Genomic DNA, 15,433 nt, shown 5'->3' on the forward strand with positions numbered 1-15,433 from the left:
AAGACGCTCAGGGGCTATTGAGGGGGTGGAAGCCGAGCAGTTGTCACCGAGCAGCCTCCCAGGCCGTCCACAACCCGGCGTACACACCACCGGCATCAACCAGCTCTCCGTGGGTGCCGGTCTCGATGATCCGACCGCGCTCCATCACCATGATCCGGTCGCAGGTTGCTGCTTGGGAGAGACGGTGCGCGACCACGACCGCGGTACGCCCGGCGAGGACAGCATCAGCCGCGCGGTCGAGCTGTCCGGCGTAGGCGGAGCCGGCCTCGGCGGTCGCTTCGTCAAGGATCACCAGATCAGCGTCGGCGAGCAGCAGGCGGGCTAGGGCGAGTTGCTGCGCCTGTGCGTCGGTGATCGGGTGTCCGCCGACACCCAGCAGGGTGTCCAACCGGTGGGGGAGAACATCGAGGACCGATGCGGCGCCGGTGGCTTCCAGCGCTGCATGGAGGTCGCCGTCGGTGGCCCCGGGCGCGGCGAGGGTGAGGTTGTCGCGCAGGGTGTCGGCGAAGACGTGGACCTCCTGGGTGATCATCGTGGTACGGCTGGGGCGAGTCACCCTCCCGGCCTCGGGCAGGTGGGTGCCGGCGATCACGCCGGCGAGCGTGGTCTTGCCCGCCCCGGACACGCCGACGACGGCCACGCGCTGACCGGAGGGGATGTCCAGGGTGATGTCGTCGAGCACCCGTGGCCCCTCGCTGTAACGGAACGAGACCTCGTCGAGCCGTACGGAGGTGCTCGCGGCCTGCGCTGGGACATCTGATGAGCCGAACGCCATCGTGACGACCCCGATCATGCGGCTCAGCGAGGCGAGGGCGGACTGGAGGGTGTCGATGACCAGCAGCAGCTGGTTGACCGGTCCGAGCAGGCGTAGCACGAGCAGCATGGCGGTGGTGGCGCCGCCGACGGTCGATGCGTTGTGGTCGATGAGGACGAAGCCGACGACGAGTACGGCGGCCAGGCTCAGGCACTCCCCGAGGTTGAGCCGGGCATTGAGCATGCTCAGCACGGTGCGTGCGCGGAGCGACTGCCCCGCGACGCGCCAGGAGTCCGTCATCACAGCCCGGTGTCGTTGCTCGGCGAGCCCGAAGCCGAGCACGGTGGCGTAGCCGCGCTGGGACTCGAGGATCTGCTGGGCACGCGCGCTCATCGCCGTGCGCTCGGCGCGGTAGACCCCCAGTCCGATGCGCAGGTACCACCGCACTGCCAGCACGTAGACCGGCAGGACGACGGCGAAGGCGGCCGCGTAGGGCCATTCCAGTGCGGCGAGCCCGCCCAGCGACACGACGATGGTGAAGGCGGTGACGGTGAGCACCGGGATCACGGCGGGGGCGGCGTCGGCGACCGCGGTGACGTCGTCGCTGGACCGCGAGATCAGGTCCCCGGTACCGGCGCGCTCGACGTGGTGCTGCGGGAGCGTCATGGCGCGGCTCACGAGCTCCTCGCGCAGCGCGGCGAGGATCGAGTGGTAGACGCGGGTGGCGAGCACGATCGTCAGCGCGGTGCCCGCGGCGCCGAGGAGCGCCGAGAGCACCATGGCGGCCGTGACCGTCAGCACTGTGGCGAGGTCCGCGGTGCCGGCCTGCACGCGGTCGACGAGGTATCCGATCGCCACGGAGACGATCAGCTCGACGCCGGTGCTGACGATCCCCAGCACTGCGGTCGCGGTGAGCCGGAGCCGGTACCCGCGGCTGAGCCGCCACACCTCCCGGAGCGTCTCGCGGCCGCTCGCGACGGGCAGCCCGGCATCGCAAGCCGTGGTCTTGGCCACGACGGAAGTGCCGTTCACAGCGCCGTCCTTGAGAGTGCGGGTACGTCGTCAGGCAGCTCGACGACGCGGTCGCAGGCAGCGAGCAGCGCCGGGGCCGAGGCGATCAGCAGTGTCGAGCGGCCTGCCCGGACACCGCGCAGGCGGCCCGCGATCGTGTGCTCGGTGACCGAGTCGACCGCGGTGGTCGGGTCGTGCAGCACGAGCACCGGCGCGTCGCTCGCCAGGGCGCGGGCGAGCGCGACCCGCTGGCGCTGGCCGCCCGAGAGCCGGTTGCCGCCCTCGCCGACCGGGACGTCGAGGTCGGCCGCGAAGTCGTCGCAAGCGGCGGCCCGCACCGCGGCGTCCACCCGCTCGGGCGCGCCCGCGATCACGGCGACGTTGTCGCGCAGGGTGCCGCTGAACAGCGTGACGCGGTGGGGCGCGACGGTGATCCGGGCGCGGTACTCGACCGGGGACAGCTCCCTGGCCGCGATCCCGTCGAGCCGCACCTCGACCGCTGCCTCGGGCCGCGGGTCCAGCAGCGCCTCGACGACACGGGCGGCGGTCCGGTCGTCGGCGCGCACGCCCACGAGCTCGCCGGGCTCGACCCGGATCGTCACGCCGGGCCCGGAGACGCCCGGCACGACCACGTCCAGTTCGGGCAGCGCGTTGACCTCCTGTCGGGTCGCGTCATCGGGCCCGGCCGTCGGCGTGGCGTTGTCCCGCAGCATGTCGAGGACACGCACGGACGAGGCGCGGGCGCCGGCGAGATTGGGGACGGACGTGCTCGCGATGGCCTGGATCTGCGGCAGCAGCGCCTGGGCGAGCCCGACGGCGGTGATCAGCCCGCCGATGCTGAGCTGTCCGTCCACGGCGAACCAGCCCGCCAGCCCCACCACCGCGGCGACGAACGTGCCGCTGACCACGCCCGAGCCCACCAGGAACCTCCCCAGCAGGCCCGCGTTGCGCCTGGCGCCGACAAGGGTCTTCTGGCTTGCCTGCCGGTACCGGCTGGTCGCCTCGGCCTCGGCACGCATCCCCTTGATCACCCGGTAGCCGGCGACCAGGTCCGTGGCCTGTCCGACCGTGGAGGCCAGCAGCCCCTGGTACTCGCGGGTGTCCCGGGAGAGCCGCTCGCTGAGCACGCCCATCGACCAGACCGCGACCGGCGCCCCGAACAGCACCACGAGTCCGAGCAGCCAGTGCGTCGCCAGCAGCGATACCGCGATGAATCCGATGGCGGTGATCCTGGAGACCGGGATGATCGTCAGGATCACCGCGTTGGACAGGCGCGCGACATCACTCGTCATCACCGAGACCACGTTGCCGCCCGGCGCGCGGGCGGTGCCGCCGACCGGGTGCAGCACGCCCGTGGAGAGGGTGCCGCGGAGTCGGTGCTGCAGTACCTGCACCGCGTGGGCGGTCAGCCGCAGCGAAAGCCTCGCCGCCGACGTCAGCGCGACGTAGAGGGCCACCAGCACGCCGAGCCACAGGACCAGCTGTCCCTCGTCCCCGGTCGCAACGGCCCGGTCGATCGCGAGTCCCATCACCACCGGGACCGCGGACTCGCCCACCTGCCAGACGATCGCCAGCAGCATCGCGGGAACGCTGATCCGCCTCACCGAGAAGATCACGCGCAGCAGGAACCGGCCCGGGGTGGTCCCCGGCCCGGAGTCGAACGGCCGAGCGTCGAGCGGCTCGGCGGGATCTAGCAGGAGCACCGGCAGCCGGCGGGTCAGCGGCCCTCGCCCCAGTCCTGCGGTGTCGGCGCCCGAGAAACGCGAGGAGTTCCTCATCCCTGGCTCCGATTCCTGCTCGGGAGCGGGAAGCACCAGAGCAGGGCATCGGCGAACATCCCTCGCCACCATGCGTAGTCGTGTCCCCCGGCGAACTCTCTGTACAGGGTGTCGTAGCCCTTCCCGGTGAGTACGTGGTCCAGCCAGCGACTGTGGGTGTTCGAGCTCTCCAGCTCACCGACGTCGTGGAAGATGCGGACCGGTGCCGTTTCTGCTGCCAGGTAGTCGGCGATCAGTGCCGGTACGGGGATGCGGCGCAGCAGCTCGCCCGATCCGGTGCCCCACCTGAGGTCAGGGTGGTACCCGCACGACGGGGACTGGAGGATGGCGTTGCCGAACGTCGTCGGGTGGTGGAGCGCTGTCCAGCCGGCGCACAGACCGCCGAAGCTCTCACCGGCGAGCGCGACGTCACCGGGGTCCCGCGAGAGCGGATACCGGTGGTGGAGCCACGGCAGCAGTTCCTGGACCAGCATCTGGGAGAACGCCGGGTTGCAGAGCAGCTCCTTGTCGCGCTGCGGTGCGGGCTGCTCGACGAGGACCACCGCGCAGGGTCGGACCAGTCCCGCCCGGACCAGGGCGTCACGAACGCTCGGCGCGCTGTGGTCCGGCGTTCCGTCCAGGTGGATCACGAAGGGCAGTGCGCTCTCGTGCGCGAACTCTCCCGGGGGCATCGAGACCCAGATGCGGCGTTCGTCTCCCAGCAGCTCGCTCGCCAGCACGGCGGCTTCCACGGCCGGGGCCGGCCGTGCTTCGGCCTGATGGAGCCAGGGCAACGGCACCGCGTCGGGCAGCACGGCCACCGAGGCCCCGGAGAACCGCTCCACCGAGCACTCCGAGAACCTCGGTGGCGGGTTGAACGGGTCCGGAACCCGTACGTCCCCACCCGTTGGCCCACGTCGTGTGAACACGTACGAGAAGCGCAGATCGGAACGCATCCGCAGAGTGAGCACGTGGAACGGCGTTCCCGCCACCGCGGTGAACTCCTCCTCGATCGGGTTGAAGCCGATTCTGGGGCCGATCACCACCGAGAGGGTGACCGTCGCGTCCTCTCCGGGCTCGTCGACGAACGTCACCTCCACCTCGCCCGCGGAGACCTGCTCGACCAGCGGTGCACCCGACTCTTCGAGGTGTCCTCGGAACCGCTCCGGGCTCCACTCACCGGTCGACAGCTTCTCGACCAACGGATCAGCCATTTCTCGCACTCTCCACGTCGGTGTTGCCGGCGGACCACTGCCGGGTTCGTTCGCGGCCGAGCGGCACCACCTGGGGGCTGCCGGCCACCGGATCGGGCACCACCAGGCAGCGCAGAGCGAACACCTCCTCGACCAGCTCGGCCGTGACGACCTCGTCCGGAGGACCCTCGGCGACCACAGCGCCGTCCTTCATGGCGATCAGGTGGGTGCCGTAGCGGGCAGCCTGGTTCAGGTCGTGCAGGACGGCGACCAGGGTGTGGCCGACATCGTGCAGGTCGGTGAACAGCTCCAGCAGCTCGATCTGGTGGGTGATGTCGAGGAACGTGGTCGGTTCGTCGAGCAGCATGATGTCGGTGTGCTGCGCGAGCGCCATCGCCACCCACACGCGCTGGCGCTGCCCGCCCGACAGCTCGTCCACCAGGCGCCCGGACAGGTCGGCGACCGAGGTCTGGTGCATCGCCCTGAGCACGGCCCGCTCGTCGTCCTCGGTCCACTGCCGGATGAACCCCTGATGGGGGTACCGGCCCCGGGCCACGAGGTCGGCGACGGTGATCCCGTCCGGGGCGATCGAGGTCTGCGGCAACAGCCCGACCCGCCGCGCCACCTCTTTGGTCCGGTAGGAGTTGATGTCGGCACCGTCGAGGACGACCCGCCCGGCCGAGGGCCTGCGCAGTCGGGACAGGCTGCGCAGCAGGGTGGACTTGCCGCACGCGTTCGGGCCGACGATGACCGTGAACGACTCGTCGGGGATCGCCACCGAGAGGTGCTCGGAGATGATCCGCCTGTCGTAGCCGATCGTCGCCGACTCCACACGCAGGCGCGCGGTGTCGGGCGGGGTTGCGCTCACAGACGTCTCCTGGCTTCGGTGAACAGCAGGTATCCGAGGTAGCCGCCACCGAGCACGACGGTGATGATGCCGACCGGCAGCGGCGTGGGGGCGACGTGCTGGGCGAGGTAGTCCGACGCCAGACACAGCAGCGCGCCGACGAAGGCGGCGGGGGCGAGGGTGATCCCGGCGGTGCGGGCGAGCCGGCGTCCGATCTGCGGGGCAACCAGGGAGATGAACGCGATCGGCCCCGACGCGGCCGTGACCGTCGCCGTCAACGCCACTCCCACCAGGATCAGGCCGAGGCGTACGGGCGCGACCCGTACCCCTTGCGAGGCGGCCACGTCGTCACCCAGCTCCATCTGCCGCATCGGCCGGCTCAGCATCCCGGCCAGCAGCAGGAGTACGGCGACGCAGGCGCCGCCGATGACGACCTGGCCCCAGGACACGCCGTTGAGCGACCCGGCACGCCACGCGGCCGCGGACATCGCCTGGCCGAGGTCGGCCTTGAGGATCAGCCAGGTGTTGAGCGACCCGAGCATCGCCGAGACGCCGATACCGACGACGATCAGCCGGAACCCCTGCACCCCTCGTCGGTGGGCGAGCACGTACACGGCCACCGCGGTGGCCACCCCGCCCAGCAGCGCCCCGCCGACCAGCTGCACGTAGGTGCCGTTGACGACCAGGATCACGATCAGCGCGCCGGTGTAGGAGCCTTCGGAGAGCCCGATGATGCCGGGGTCGGCGAGAGGGTTGCGCAGCAGCGACTGGAAGAGCGCCCCGCTCACCCCCAGGGCTGCGCCGAACACCACCGCCGCGGCCACTCGGGGCAGCCGCCACTCGACCACGATGTCGTGGACGATGCCGGTCTCCCGGCCGGTCAGCGCGGAGAGCACCTGCCCGGGGCTCAGCGCGTACGAGCCGGTCATCAGCGCGAGCACCGCCGTACCGGTGATCGCGACCGCAAGCACCGCGCAGACGACGGCCGAGCGCCCCCGAAGCAGTATCGCGATCCGCCGGTGCCGCAGCACCAGCACCCGCCGGCCGAAATCCACCGGCGGAATGTGCGTGTTCATGGTTTGCTCGATTTCTTCCGCCGCGCCAGCGCGACGAGAACGGGAGCGCCGACGAAGGCGGTGACGATACCCACGGGGATCTCGCCGGGTCTCATCACGATGCGGCCGAGGATGTCGGAGACCAGCAGCAGGCTCGGGGCCAGGAGGATGCTGTAAGCGAAGATCCAGCGCTGGTCCGGGCCAACCATCCAACGGGCCACGTGCGGCACCATGAGGCCGACGAATGCGATGGGTCCGGCGATCGCGGTGGCGCCGCCGGCGAGGAGGGTGAGGGCGACCACCGCGAGCACCCGGGTGCGTGCCAGCCGGACCCCTTGGGCGATCGCCAGTTCGTCGCCCAGGGCCAGGGCGTTGAGCGGGCCCGACACCGCGAAGGCCAGGACGAGTGCCACCGCGAAGAACGGCACGACCGGCCACACGACCTCGAGCGGGCGGCCCGCGATCGACCCGGCGTTCCAGTTCCGCATCGCGTCGAAGGCGTCCGGGTCAGTCAGCTGGAGCGCCTCTCTGGCGCCGCCGAGCACGGCGCCGACGCAGACTCCGGCGAGCACCATGACCACCGGCGAGGAGCCCTGTCGTGTCGACCCGAGGGCGAGCACCAGGAATGTGACGATCAATGCCCCCGCGAACGCGAACCACATGTAGCCCTGGACGTCGCGGACGCCGAGCAGGCCCACGGCGACCGTCACCGCGAAGGAGGCGCCGGCATGGACGCCGAGGACACCCGGATCGGCCAGGGGGTTGCGGGTGAGCGCCTGGATCAACGCGCCCGACAGACCGAGGGCGACGGCGACGACCAGACCCACGATGGTGCGAGGCAGACGGAAGTCGCGGATCGCGAACTGGTCGGTGTCGGCCGAGGAGTGGAACAGCGCGTCCCACACCACTGACGGCGCGATCGCCGTCGAACCGATCATGACGCTCAGCACCAGCAGGACCACCAGCACTGCCAGCGCGAGGACCAGGCCGAGCAGACGGCGACGCGGTCCGGGCACCGTTTCGGTGCCCGGACCGTCCTGCCGCAGGGCGAGGGCTGTCACTGCTTGCCGGGGAGGGTCGCCAGTGCGTTGTCGAGCGAGTCCAGGTACCGGTTGACGGGCCCGTAGGAGTTGTTGCCGGGGCAGAAGACTCCCAGCGCCCGACCGGAGCTCACTGCGGGCAGTGCCTTCCAGGTGTTGGTCTCGACCACCGGCTTGAAGGGCTCTGTCGGCTTGCCGCCGGCGTCGAGGGGGTAGGTGATCACGTCGTACTCGGACAGCTCACTGATCTGCTCGAACGGCAGGGACTCGTAGGCCAGGGGGTCCTTGCCCTCGGCCGCCTGGGGGAGGTCCAGGCCGATGTCGTCACGGGCGATCTCGGAGCAGCCGATGTCCGCGATGTAGAACGTTCCGGGATCGCTCCAGTCTCCGCGGGAGACGTCGACGAACGAGGTGTCCTTGATGGTCTTGCCGTAGGTCTCCTGGATCTTGGCGACCTTCTCCTTGAACTCCGCCTTCTGCTGCTTGAGCGCATCCGCGACGTTGCCGGCCCCCGCGATCGCGTCGGCGAAGGCCTTCCACTCGGTGTCGAGCCCCCAGGACACGGTCGGGGCGATTGCCTCAAGCTGCTTGCCGACCTTGTCCCAGTCGTCCGAGGAGAACTGGACCAGGATGAGGTCCGGCTTGAGGGCGGCGAGCTTCTCGAGGTCCACCTCACCACCGCTGGTGCCGATGATCTCGGCTGCCTCATAGGCAGTCCTCTGTTCCTCAGGCAGCACGTCGAGCTCGGACCCGGACGCCTCGGTGACGCCCACCGGCTTGCCGCCCAGATCGATGAAGGGGAGGTTCGTGTTGCCGATCGTGACGATTCGCCGGGGGTCGACGGGGATCTCGACGGTGCCGTTCTCGGCCTTGACGCTGCGGGTTTCGGCGGCGTCGGCGCTGCGGGCCGCGGCGGCCTTGTCGCCGGTGTCGTCGCCGTCACCGCCGCAGGCGGTGAGGACGAGCGACGCGCTCATCAGCGAGGCGGCAAGGGCTGCGCCGCGTCTCATCAGGGGCGTGGTGCTCATGGGCGTTCTCTTCTTCTCGGAGTGGAGGGGTTCAGTCAGCGGTGGAGCGGAGGAGCTCATGGACGGTGGCGCCCAGGCCGACGGTCTGCGCCGACCTGCGCGTGAGTCCGGCCCGGGCGATGACGGCGTCCAGCTCCGCTGCGGTGCGAAGGCCGGAGCCGTGGCAGACCAGGCCGATCAGGTCTTCCTCGCCGTCGTGCTCGTCGAGGTCGTCGGTGTCGAAGACCTCCTCGATCAGCAGCACCCGTCCGCCGGGGACGAGGTTCTCGGCTGCCCGGCGCAGTGCGTGAGCGGCGTCGGCGTCGGGCAGGGTCTTGAAAGCGCGGCTGATGAGCACGGCGTCGGCTGCTGGGCTGGGCTCGAAGACGGACTGCTCCAGCACGCCGACCCGCGTGCGCTGCTGCTCGTCGGGAATCGTGGCGGGCAGGTCGCGGCGCAGCCAGTCGGCCTGGGCGGGCAGGGCGCAGATCGTCACGCGCAGGCTTTCGTGGGCTGCGACGTACTCACGGGCGTGGGCGCCGGCACCACCGGAGTGGATCACCAGGTGCCGGACTCCGGCGAGCAGGTCGGACGTGGCGATCGGTTCGGCCAGAGGGGGCTGGAACTTCGCCAGGCGCTCCAGGTGACGGTCCTCGTAGTCCTGCTCGGCCCGCACGTCGTCAAAGGTCTGGCCGGTGACCGAGGCGTAGGCGGGCCGGCCGGTGCGGACCGACTCCGTGAGGCCGTGGATCCCGAGCATCTCGCGACCGACCACCCCGGCGGAGTGGAGCCGGTCGGCGATGAACTCGAGAGTGAGGATGTCGCCGACCGGCGTCAGGGCGTAGTGACAGGGTTCCGTCTCGGTCACCACGTCCAGGGTGTGCAGGTAACGCAGCAGCTTGCCCAGAGCGCGCTCGTCGGCGCTGGCCTTGGCGGCCAGCTCGCTCACGCTGGTCACGCCGCGGGAGAGCAGATCGGGAACGCCCAGCTCGACGGCGGTGCGGATCGCGATCGGCGCGACGAGCTCGGTCAGGTCGTGGAGCTTCTGGAACGGGGTGACGGTCCTCTCCGGGTCGGGTACCGCCCCGTCGGTCTCCAGTGCGACGACCTCGGAGCGACGCCAGTAGCCGGCGAAGTCGATGTCCTCCTTGGGCACGCCCCGGTCCTCGACCAGGTGCCGGCGGATGTCCCGGACGGCCGTGTGCTCGCCGGCCAGCCACACGAACGCCTGGCCCGGCCACCACTGCGCACCGCGGACGGTCTCGGTGAGCAGCGACACGGTGCCGGCCGTCGCACCGCGGCGGACCAGCCACGTCACGTCGACCCCGGGCAGCTCGCGCAGTTCCTGGCGGTGGGCGTCCTCGGCGATCTCGATGAACACCTGCGCCCGGGCGCGGGGCGGGAGCTCGTCGAGGAGGCGGCCGATCGCGGGCAGTGCGGTGTCGTCGCCGGCCACGAGCAGCCAGTCGGCGCCGGTCGGGAACGCCTTGGACGTGCTCGGGCCGCTGAGGTGGATCCGGTCACCCGGCTGGGTGCGAGCGGCCCACGTCGTTCCCGCGCCCACCCCGTGCTTGACGAAGTCCACGTCCAGCTCGCCGGCCTCGGGGTCCCAGCGGCGGACCGTGTAGAGCCGTGACAGCGGTCGAGGATCCTTGGGCACGATCAACTTGGCCTCGCCCTGGACCGGGAGCACCGGATCGCGCTGACCTGGGTAGGGGAAGTACAACCCGAGGTCGTCGTCGAAGCCCGGGGACTGGAAGGGCGGCCGCACGAGGCCGTCCGCCGTGGTGAACGCACGCAACTGCTCGCCGCTCAGCGTGACCCGCCGCATCCCCGGGGTGATGTCGACAGTCCGGACCACCTCGACCTCACGCAGGGTCGGCGCGTGCACGGTGAGTCGGCGCGAGGTTTTGGGCATGCGCGGAACTGACCTTTCCTGTCGCTTCGAGGGCAGGAGCCGCGCACCGGCATCGGGAGGGCGCGCACTGCTAAAGTTAGGTGAACCTTACCTGTGATGGTGTGCGCAGACTGCCGTAGAGTTAGGACATGGTCGTCCCCTTCTCGTTCGCCGCAGGCGCCGGCGACCCGCCGCCGATTCCGAGCGCGCGGTGGGGTTCGGCAGATGAGCCCGCTCGACCGCTGCTGCTCTGGGTTCGCACCGGCGTGGCGCAGGTGCGCCTCGACGGCGGGCCGGTGCTCCGCCTCAAGGCCGGCGAAGGCGCCTGGATACCCGCAGACGGCTGGGCAGAGCGGGCGATCACCACTGAGCCAGGCACTGTCGCCTTCCCGCTGTGGCCCCACGCCGGCGTCGGCGCCTGGGGGCTGTCGGAACTGACACGGTTCGACGTTCCCAGCGGCTGGCAGGACTGGTTGATCCAGCTCTTCAACCTCCAGGTCACCCCCTTCAGCGACCGTGGGTACTTCCCCCAGGCGATCGAGGAGCTCCTCCGGCGTCCTGACTCGCGCTCGCCGACGCCCGTCGGGATCGGGCGAAATGCGAGCTCAGAGGGGTTCGCCTCGCCGGCGATGCCGCGAGCCCTCGGCGCCGGAGCAGTCGCCGAGGAACTGATTCGCGACCCCGCGCTCGACCTCACGGTCGAGCAATGGGCTGCGCGGGTGCTCTCCAGCGCGCGCACCCTTCGCCGTGACTTCCTCGCCCACACCGGGCTCACGTTCGAGCAGTGGCGGCTGCGCTGCCGACTGGGCGCTGCGGTGGAGTTCCTCGCTGCCGGTTACGACGTGGACCAGGTGGCCGCGCGAGTGGGCTTCGCCAGCCGCAGCGGCTTCACGCGAGCCTTCAAGGGACGGTTCGGGCTGACCCCCCACGAGTTCGGACGGGAGCTCTCCGCGCGATACGGCGCCGGCGGACTGACGCAACGGGCAGCGGCGGCACGGCAGAGCGACGACCTGATCCGGATGATGGGCAAGACGGACACTCCCGCTGCGCCCGAGATGCTGCCCGCGGCCAGCACGCCGTCGCACACCAACGACGTCCACGTCCTCAGCTGGATGTACCGAGGCAGCGGGTACCTGGACATCGACGGCCAACGCTACGAGCGGGAGCGCGGGGTGGCGACCTGGATCCCCGCAGGAGTGGAGCATGTCACCGGCCTTCGCGAGAACTCCGTCTCCCTGCCGCTGGGCAACGCGAGCACCGGTGACCTCCAGCTGGCAGTGCCGCTGCAGGTGCGGTTCTCGCCTGGGTGGGAGGACTACTTGATGTTCTGCTCGATCAGCGCCCGCTCCGGACTGCGTCCAGATGACCACGACCCCCGCCACATCCTCGGCCTGTTCGCGGAACAGGTTGCCGCGCAGCGGGCGCTGTCGGTGCCGATGCCCACGAATCCGCGCGCGCGTGCTGTCGCGATGGAGTGCTTGCGTCGGATCGGCGAGCCTGGCGCGACGCACCATGGTGATGTCGGTGCTGAGATCCACCGCGCCTTCCGTGACGAGACAGGTATGACACTGGGCCGCTGGCGCTATGCCGCCCGCATGCGCATCGCTCGCGACCTGCTCGCCGGGGGCGCGCCGCCCAGCGCCGTCGCGCGCCGGATCGGGTACGCCCACCTGCCCACGTTCAGCGCCGCCTTCTCCCGCTTCCACGGACTGTCCCCGCGCGACTACCAGCAGCGCGAGCCCGAGCGGAACCGGTAGCACCGTCGCTGTCCTGCACAGCGGCCCTGTCCGCCGCGAGGAGTACTCCAGCCGTAGAGCGTGATCTTGTGAGTGGGGATGCCGCTGATATGGCGCGGCCACCATCGACCATCTCGACGAGACCGGCCGCGCCATCGGCGGCGTCCATGCCTCTGTGCCTACTGGAGTCCACCGAGACGAAGGGCATCCTCGATCTCGCTGAGCTTTGAGGACGGCAGGACGCCCGCCTGCCCGATCAGGTCTTCCCTGGCCAGAGTGACCAGCCAAGTGCAGGGGATGAGGTCAGGACGTGGAAGTGCGACTCTCAGGACGCCTTCGAGAGGCAGTCCTTCGGGGGCACCTACCGCCACCTCGACGGCCACGCCGCTGAGATCGGTGCCCGCGGGAGCGACGACCTGCATCGCCGAGAAACCGGACGCCTCTTCTCCCGACAGCAGTACGACGGCCCGCTGCTCGTTGACATCTGCCCACCAGACTTCGCCACGTCGCATATGTCCTCCTGATACGGGACGGCGCGCCTGCGTCGCCCTTTCGACCGCCGCCTACTCCAGGCACAGATCGTAGTGTTGGCTGGTCAGGGCCGACGATAAGACGGCTGCGGCCACCGGTGATCATCGTGAGCTGTGTGGACAGACGACGATCATGCGGTGGCCGCAGCTCACAGCGTAGAACGTGCCCGGCGCCAGGAGGCGTTCGAGGGCCGGATGGGCCGGATGGCGGCCAGGTTCGCTCGGGTCGAAGAACGCCTTCGGGCGCGGGACTTCGTGCGCGGGCTGCTGGCGGACCGTCCCCGGGCGTTCAGCCATTCGGCGATGCGTTCACCGACAGATCCTGCCGCTTTGTGGCGCACCCGTGCTGCGACGGCGCGAAGGGACCGCGCGTCTATGACCGGGTGGCTCCGCAGCTCCAGCCGGTCGATGGCCTTCAGGGCGGCCTGCCGGTGTACCGAAACAGACGCTGATTCGCCGGAGCATCGGGAGAGCCCAGGGATCCCCGTCGCCGGGGACGGGGTCAGCATTGCTGTCAACCGACGTCGAAGAGATTCGGCAGTCCAAGGAGGTAACGGGTGCGGTCGTGGCGTTTGATCCACTCGAACTCGGGGGCCCGGTACAGCGGGGTGACGGTGCAGCGTTCCGCGGCCGAACCGATCCCGTCCAGCAGGGCGTTGACGGCCTGCCGGGCCGAGGTGTTGGCGCCTTCCATGGTGGCCAGATCGATGGGCACGGCCACATAGTCGCCGGACAGGAAGAGGTTGGGGATCTTCGTAGCCGATCGCGGACGGTGGTGGAAGGTCCCTGTCGGATGGATGAGCAACTGCTCCTCGTTGACCGGGTTCGGAGTGCCGAGGCCGTCGACAGCCGGATCGAGGAACCAGGAGTGCAGCACGGAGTCCTTCAGGACCGTACGGCCGCTGTCATTGAGCGCCGCCTTCAACTGCGCCCACACCTCGCGGGCGACTTCGGCGCGGCTGCACTGCTTGGCCGTCTTGCCGTACAGGATGCCCGGCCGGTCCCACTCGGAGACGTCCACGGACAGACAGTCCGCGACCGTGCCGTCGCCGAAGTCGGCGGGGAAGTCGTGGCCCGGCCAGTGCTGGGCCTGGGCGATCGCCGTCAGCGACCAGGGGGAGTCGATAAGGTCGAGGTGGCCGTGCAGAATCGGCGTACGTTCGGTCAGATAGAACTGGATGCCGGTCATCCAGTCCGTCTCCAGCCGGTCGCACTCGGCCAGTTGGGGATCGGCGGCGCGCACGGCGGAGTTCCAGGTGCGGCGCGCGTGCTCGACCGGCATGGCCGAGATGTAGTGGTCGGCGGTGACAGTCCGGCGGGCACCACCCGGGTCCTCCACGACGGCGCCGGCGATCCGGCCCGTGTCCAGGATCAGGTCCCGTACCGTCCAGCCGATGTGGAACTCGACCCCGAGTGACTTCAGGTACGTCACCCAGGGGTCGATCCAGGCCTCGTTGGTGGGCGCGTTGAGGATCCGGTCCAGCGGTCCGTCCGCGCCCCGCCCGAGGAGGTTGAAGGCGAAGGCCTCCAGCAGGGTGGCGACGGTACGGGTGCTGGCCTCTTCCGCCTTGGTGGCCACGATGTTGCGGGTGACGCCAATGGCGAGGATCCGCTGGTAGTCGTACGACATCCGTCCGGCCCGTACGAACTCCCACCACGGCATCTGCTCCCAGGTCTCGTCGCGGCGTTCATCGCAGCTGGTGAGGAAGACCAGGAAGCGGTTGGCGAAGTAGAGGGCCTCGTGGAGGGGGAGGTTGAAGGCGGTGTCCAGGACCGAGGTGAGGGCGCGGCGGATCTCGTCGGGGGTGAGTTCGGCCGGGGTGTTGCCGGGCCACGGAAGCGGGATCCGGATGTCCTCGCGGCCGCCCGACCGGGCGAACAGCATCTCCTTGGGGGCGACGAGGTTGTCGTGGACACCGTTGGGGTTGCCGGGGAAGGGGATGCGCCGCATGGTGTCGGGCAGGTTGTGGTAGATGCCGGGGATGAAGCGGAAGCCGTGCTCCCCGGGCAGGGGCCCGCGGCCGCCCGTGCCGCTGTCCGGTACGTCCATGCTGCGGGCCTTGCCGCCCAGCGCCTTGCGTTCGTAGACCGTGACCCGGAAGCCGCGTTCGGCGAGTTCGTGGGCGGCCGTGAGCCCGGCGACGCCTCCGCCCAGTACGGCCACGGTCTGTGCGGCGGCGCCGTCCCGGGCCGCGGCCCGTTGCGGGGTCGCGAGAGCGACCCCGCCGCCGGCGGCCGCGGCCGAACCCAGGAACCCTCTGCGTGTGGTGCCGCCCATCGCTACCCCTTACCGTAGGTAACCACCGGCGCACGAGGATATGGGCGACGCACCGATCCCGGAAGACCGCCAACGGAGCTTGGGTCTCTTTGGCTTGATGTCGCATCACCTCGGCGCACCCGACGGCGTGCGGTCAAGGCGTTCCAGACCCCACTGCGGCCAGCCGCATGCCGAGAGGCGGAGAAGTGTCGAGGGAGCGAGTTTCATCTTGGAGCGGAGCAGCGGACTCATAATCCGTCGGCCGTGGGTTCGAATTCCACCCGCCCCACTCCGCGCTACGCGAGGAGAAACCTTCTGGCCAGCAACTTAGCTGGTGGGTCGGGCGAGT

Annotated in this window: 11 protein-coding genes; 1 reads left to right on the forward strand and 10 read right to left on the reverse strand. The window is 70.3% G+C overall.

Annotation, left to right across the window (positions count from 1 at the left end; genetic code table 11):
- Window positions 1-43 precede the first annotated feature (43 nt).
- The 8 genes from ACZ5VD_RS33590 to ACZ5VD_RS33625 are packed head-to-tail and all read right to left on the reverse strand — an operon-like array spanning window position 44 to window position 10,582.
- Window positions 44-1,786 carry an ABC transporter ATP-binding protein gene (locus tag ACZ5VD_RS33590; protein ID WP_468684371.1) on the reverse strand — a complete coding sequence of 581 codons (1,743 nt, stop codon included), beginning with the start codon at window positions 1,784-1,786 and terminating at the stop codon, window positions 44-46.
- The gene (locus ACZ5VD_RS33595; RefSeq protein ID WP_468684373.1) at window positions 1,783-3,543 is read right to left on the reverse strand and encodes an ABC transporter transmembrane domain-containing protein; all 1,761 of its coding nucleotides are present in this window, start codon (window positions 3,541-3,543) and stop codon (window positions 1,783-1,785) included. The genes ACZ5VD_RS33590 and ACZ5VD_RS33595 overlap by 4 nt, the downstream gene beginning before the upstream one ends.
- On the reverse strand, window positions 3,540-4,736 hold the full coding sequence (locus ACZ5VD_RS33600; protein ID WP_468684374.1) for an alpha/beta hydrolase: 1,197 nt from the start codon (window positions 4,734-4,736) through the stop codon (window positions 3,540-3,542). The genes ACZ5VD_RS33595 and ACZ5VD_RS33600 overlap by 4 nt, the downstream gene beginning before the upstream one ends.
- Window positions 4,729-5,583: an ABC transporter ATP-binding protein gene (locus tag ACZ5VD_RS33605; protein ID WP_468684375.1), complete on the reverse strand. Its 855-nt coding sequence runs from the start codon at window positions 5,581-5,583 to the stop codon at window positions 4,729-4,731. The genes ACZ5VD_RS33600 and ACZ5VD_RS33605 overlap by 8 nt, the downstream gene beginning before the upstream one ends.
- Window positions 5,580-6,638 carry a FecCD family ABC transporter permease gene (locus tag ACZ5VD_RS33610; protein ID WP_468684376.1) on the reverse strand — a complete coding sequence of 353 codons (1,059 nt, stop codon included), beginning with the start codon at window positions 6,636-6,638 and terminating at the stop codon, window positions 5,580-5,582. The genes ACZ5VD_RS33605 and ACZ5VD_RS33610 overlap by 4 nt, the downstream gene beginning before the upstream one ends.
- Entirely contained in the window at window positions 6,635-7,678 is a 1,044-nt protein-coding gene (locus ACZ5VD_RS33615; protein ID WP_468684378.1) for a FecCD family ABC transporter permease, read from the reverse strand. The genes ACZ5VD_RS33610 and ACZ5VD_RS33615 overlap by 4 nt, the downstream gene beginning before the upstream one ends.
- Window positions 7,675-8,685 (reverse strand): ABC transporter substrate-binding protein, encoded by a 1,011-nt coding sequence (locus ACZ5VD_RS33620; protein ID WP_468684379.1) that lies wholly within the window; start codon window positions 8,683-8,685, stop codon window positions 7,675-7,677. Before ACZ5VD_RS33620 ends, ACZ5VD_RS33615 begins: the two co-directional genes overlap by 4 nt.
- Before the next feature lie 31 nt (window positions 8,686-8,716).
- Entirely contained in the window at window positions 8,717-10,582 is a 1,866-nt protein-coding gene (locus ACZ5VD_RS33625; protein ID WP_468684380.1) for an SIP domain-containing protein, read from the reverse strand.
- A 128-nt stretch (window positions 10,583-10,710) separates the two neighbouring features.
- Here ACZ5VD_RS33625 and ACZ5VD_RS33630 point away from each other — a divergent pair, with 128 nt between their 5' ends.
- Complete coding sequence (locus ACZ5VD_RS33630; RefSeq protein WP_468684381.1) at window positions 10,711-12,318, forward strand: helix-turn-helix domain-containing protein; 1,608 nt, start codon at window positions 10,711-10,713, stop codon at window positions 12,316-12,318.
- Between the two features lie 158 nt (window positions 12,319-12,476).
- On the opposite strand, the gene ACZ5VD_RS33635 is transcribed toward ACZ5VD_RS33630, so the two are convergent.
- Together ACZ5VD_RS33635 and ACZ5VD_RS33640 are read right to left on the reverse strand one after the other, a co-directional pair.
- On the reverse strand, window positions 12,477-12,809 hold the full coding sequence (locus ACZ5VD_RS33635) for a type II toxin-antitoxin system PemK/MazF family toxin (RefSeq protein ID WP_468684382.1): 333 nt from the start codon (window positions 12,807-12,809) through the stop codon (window positions 12,477-12,479).
- Window positions 12,810-13,341: 532 nt separating this feature from the next.
- On the reverse strand, window positions 13,342-15,105 hold the full coding sequence (locus ACZ5VD_RS33640; protein ID WP_468555334.1) for a hydroxysqualene dehydroxylase: 1,764 nt from the start codon (window positions 15,103-15,105) through the stop codon (window positions 13,342-13,344).
- Window positions 15,106-15,433: the final 328 nt, after the last annotated feature.

This window comes from Streptomyces sp. NPDC032822 (assembly GCF_055578825.1).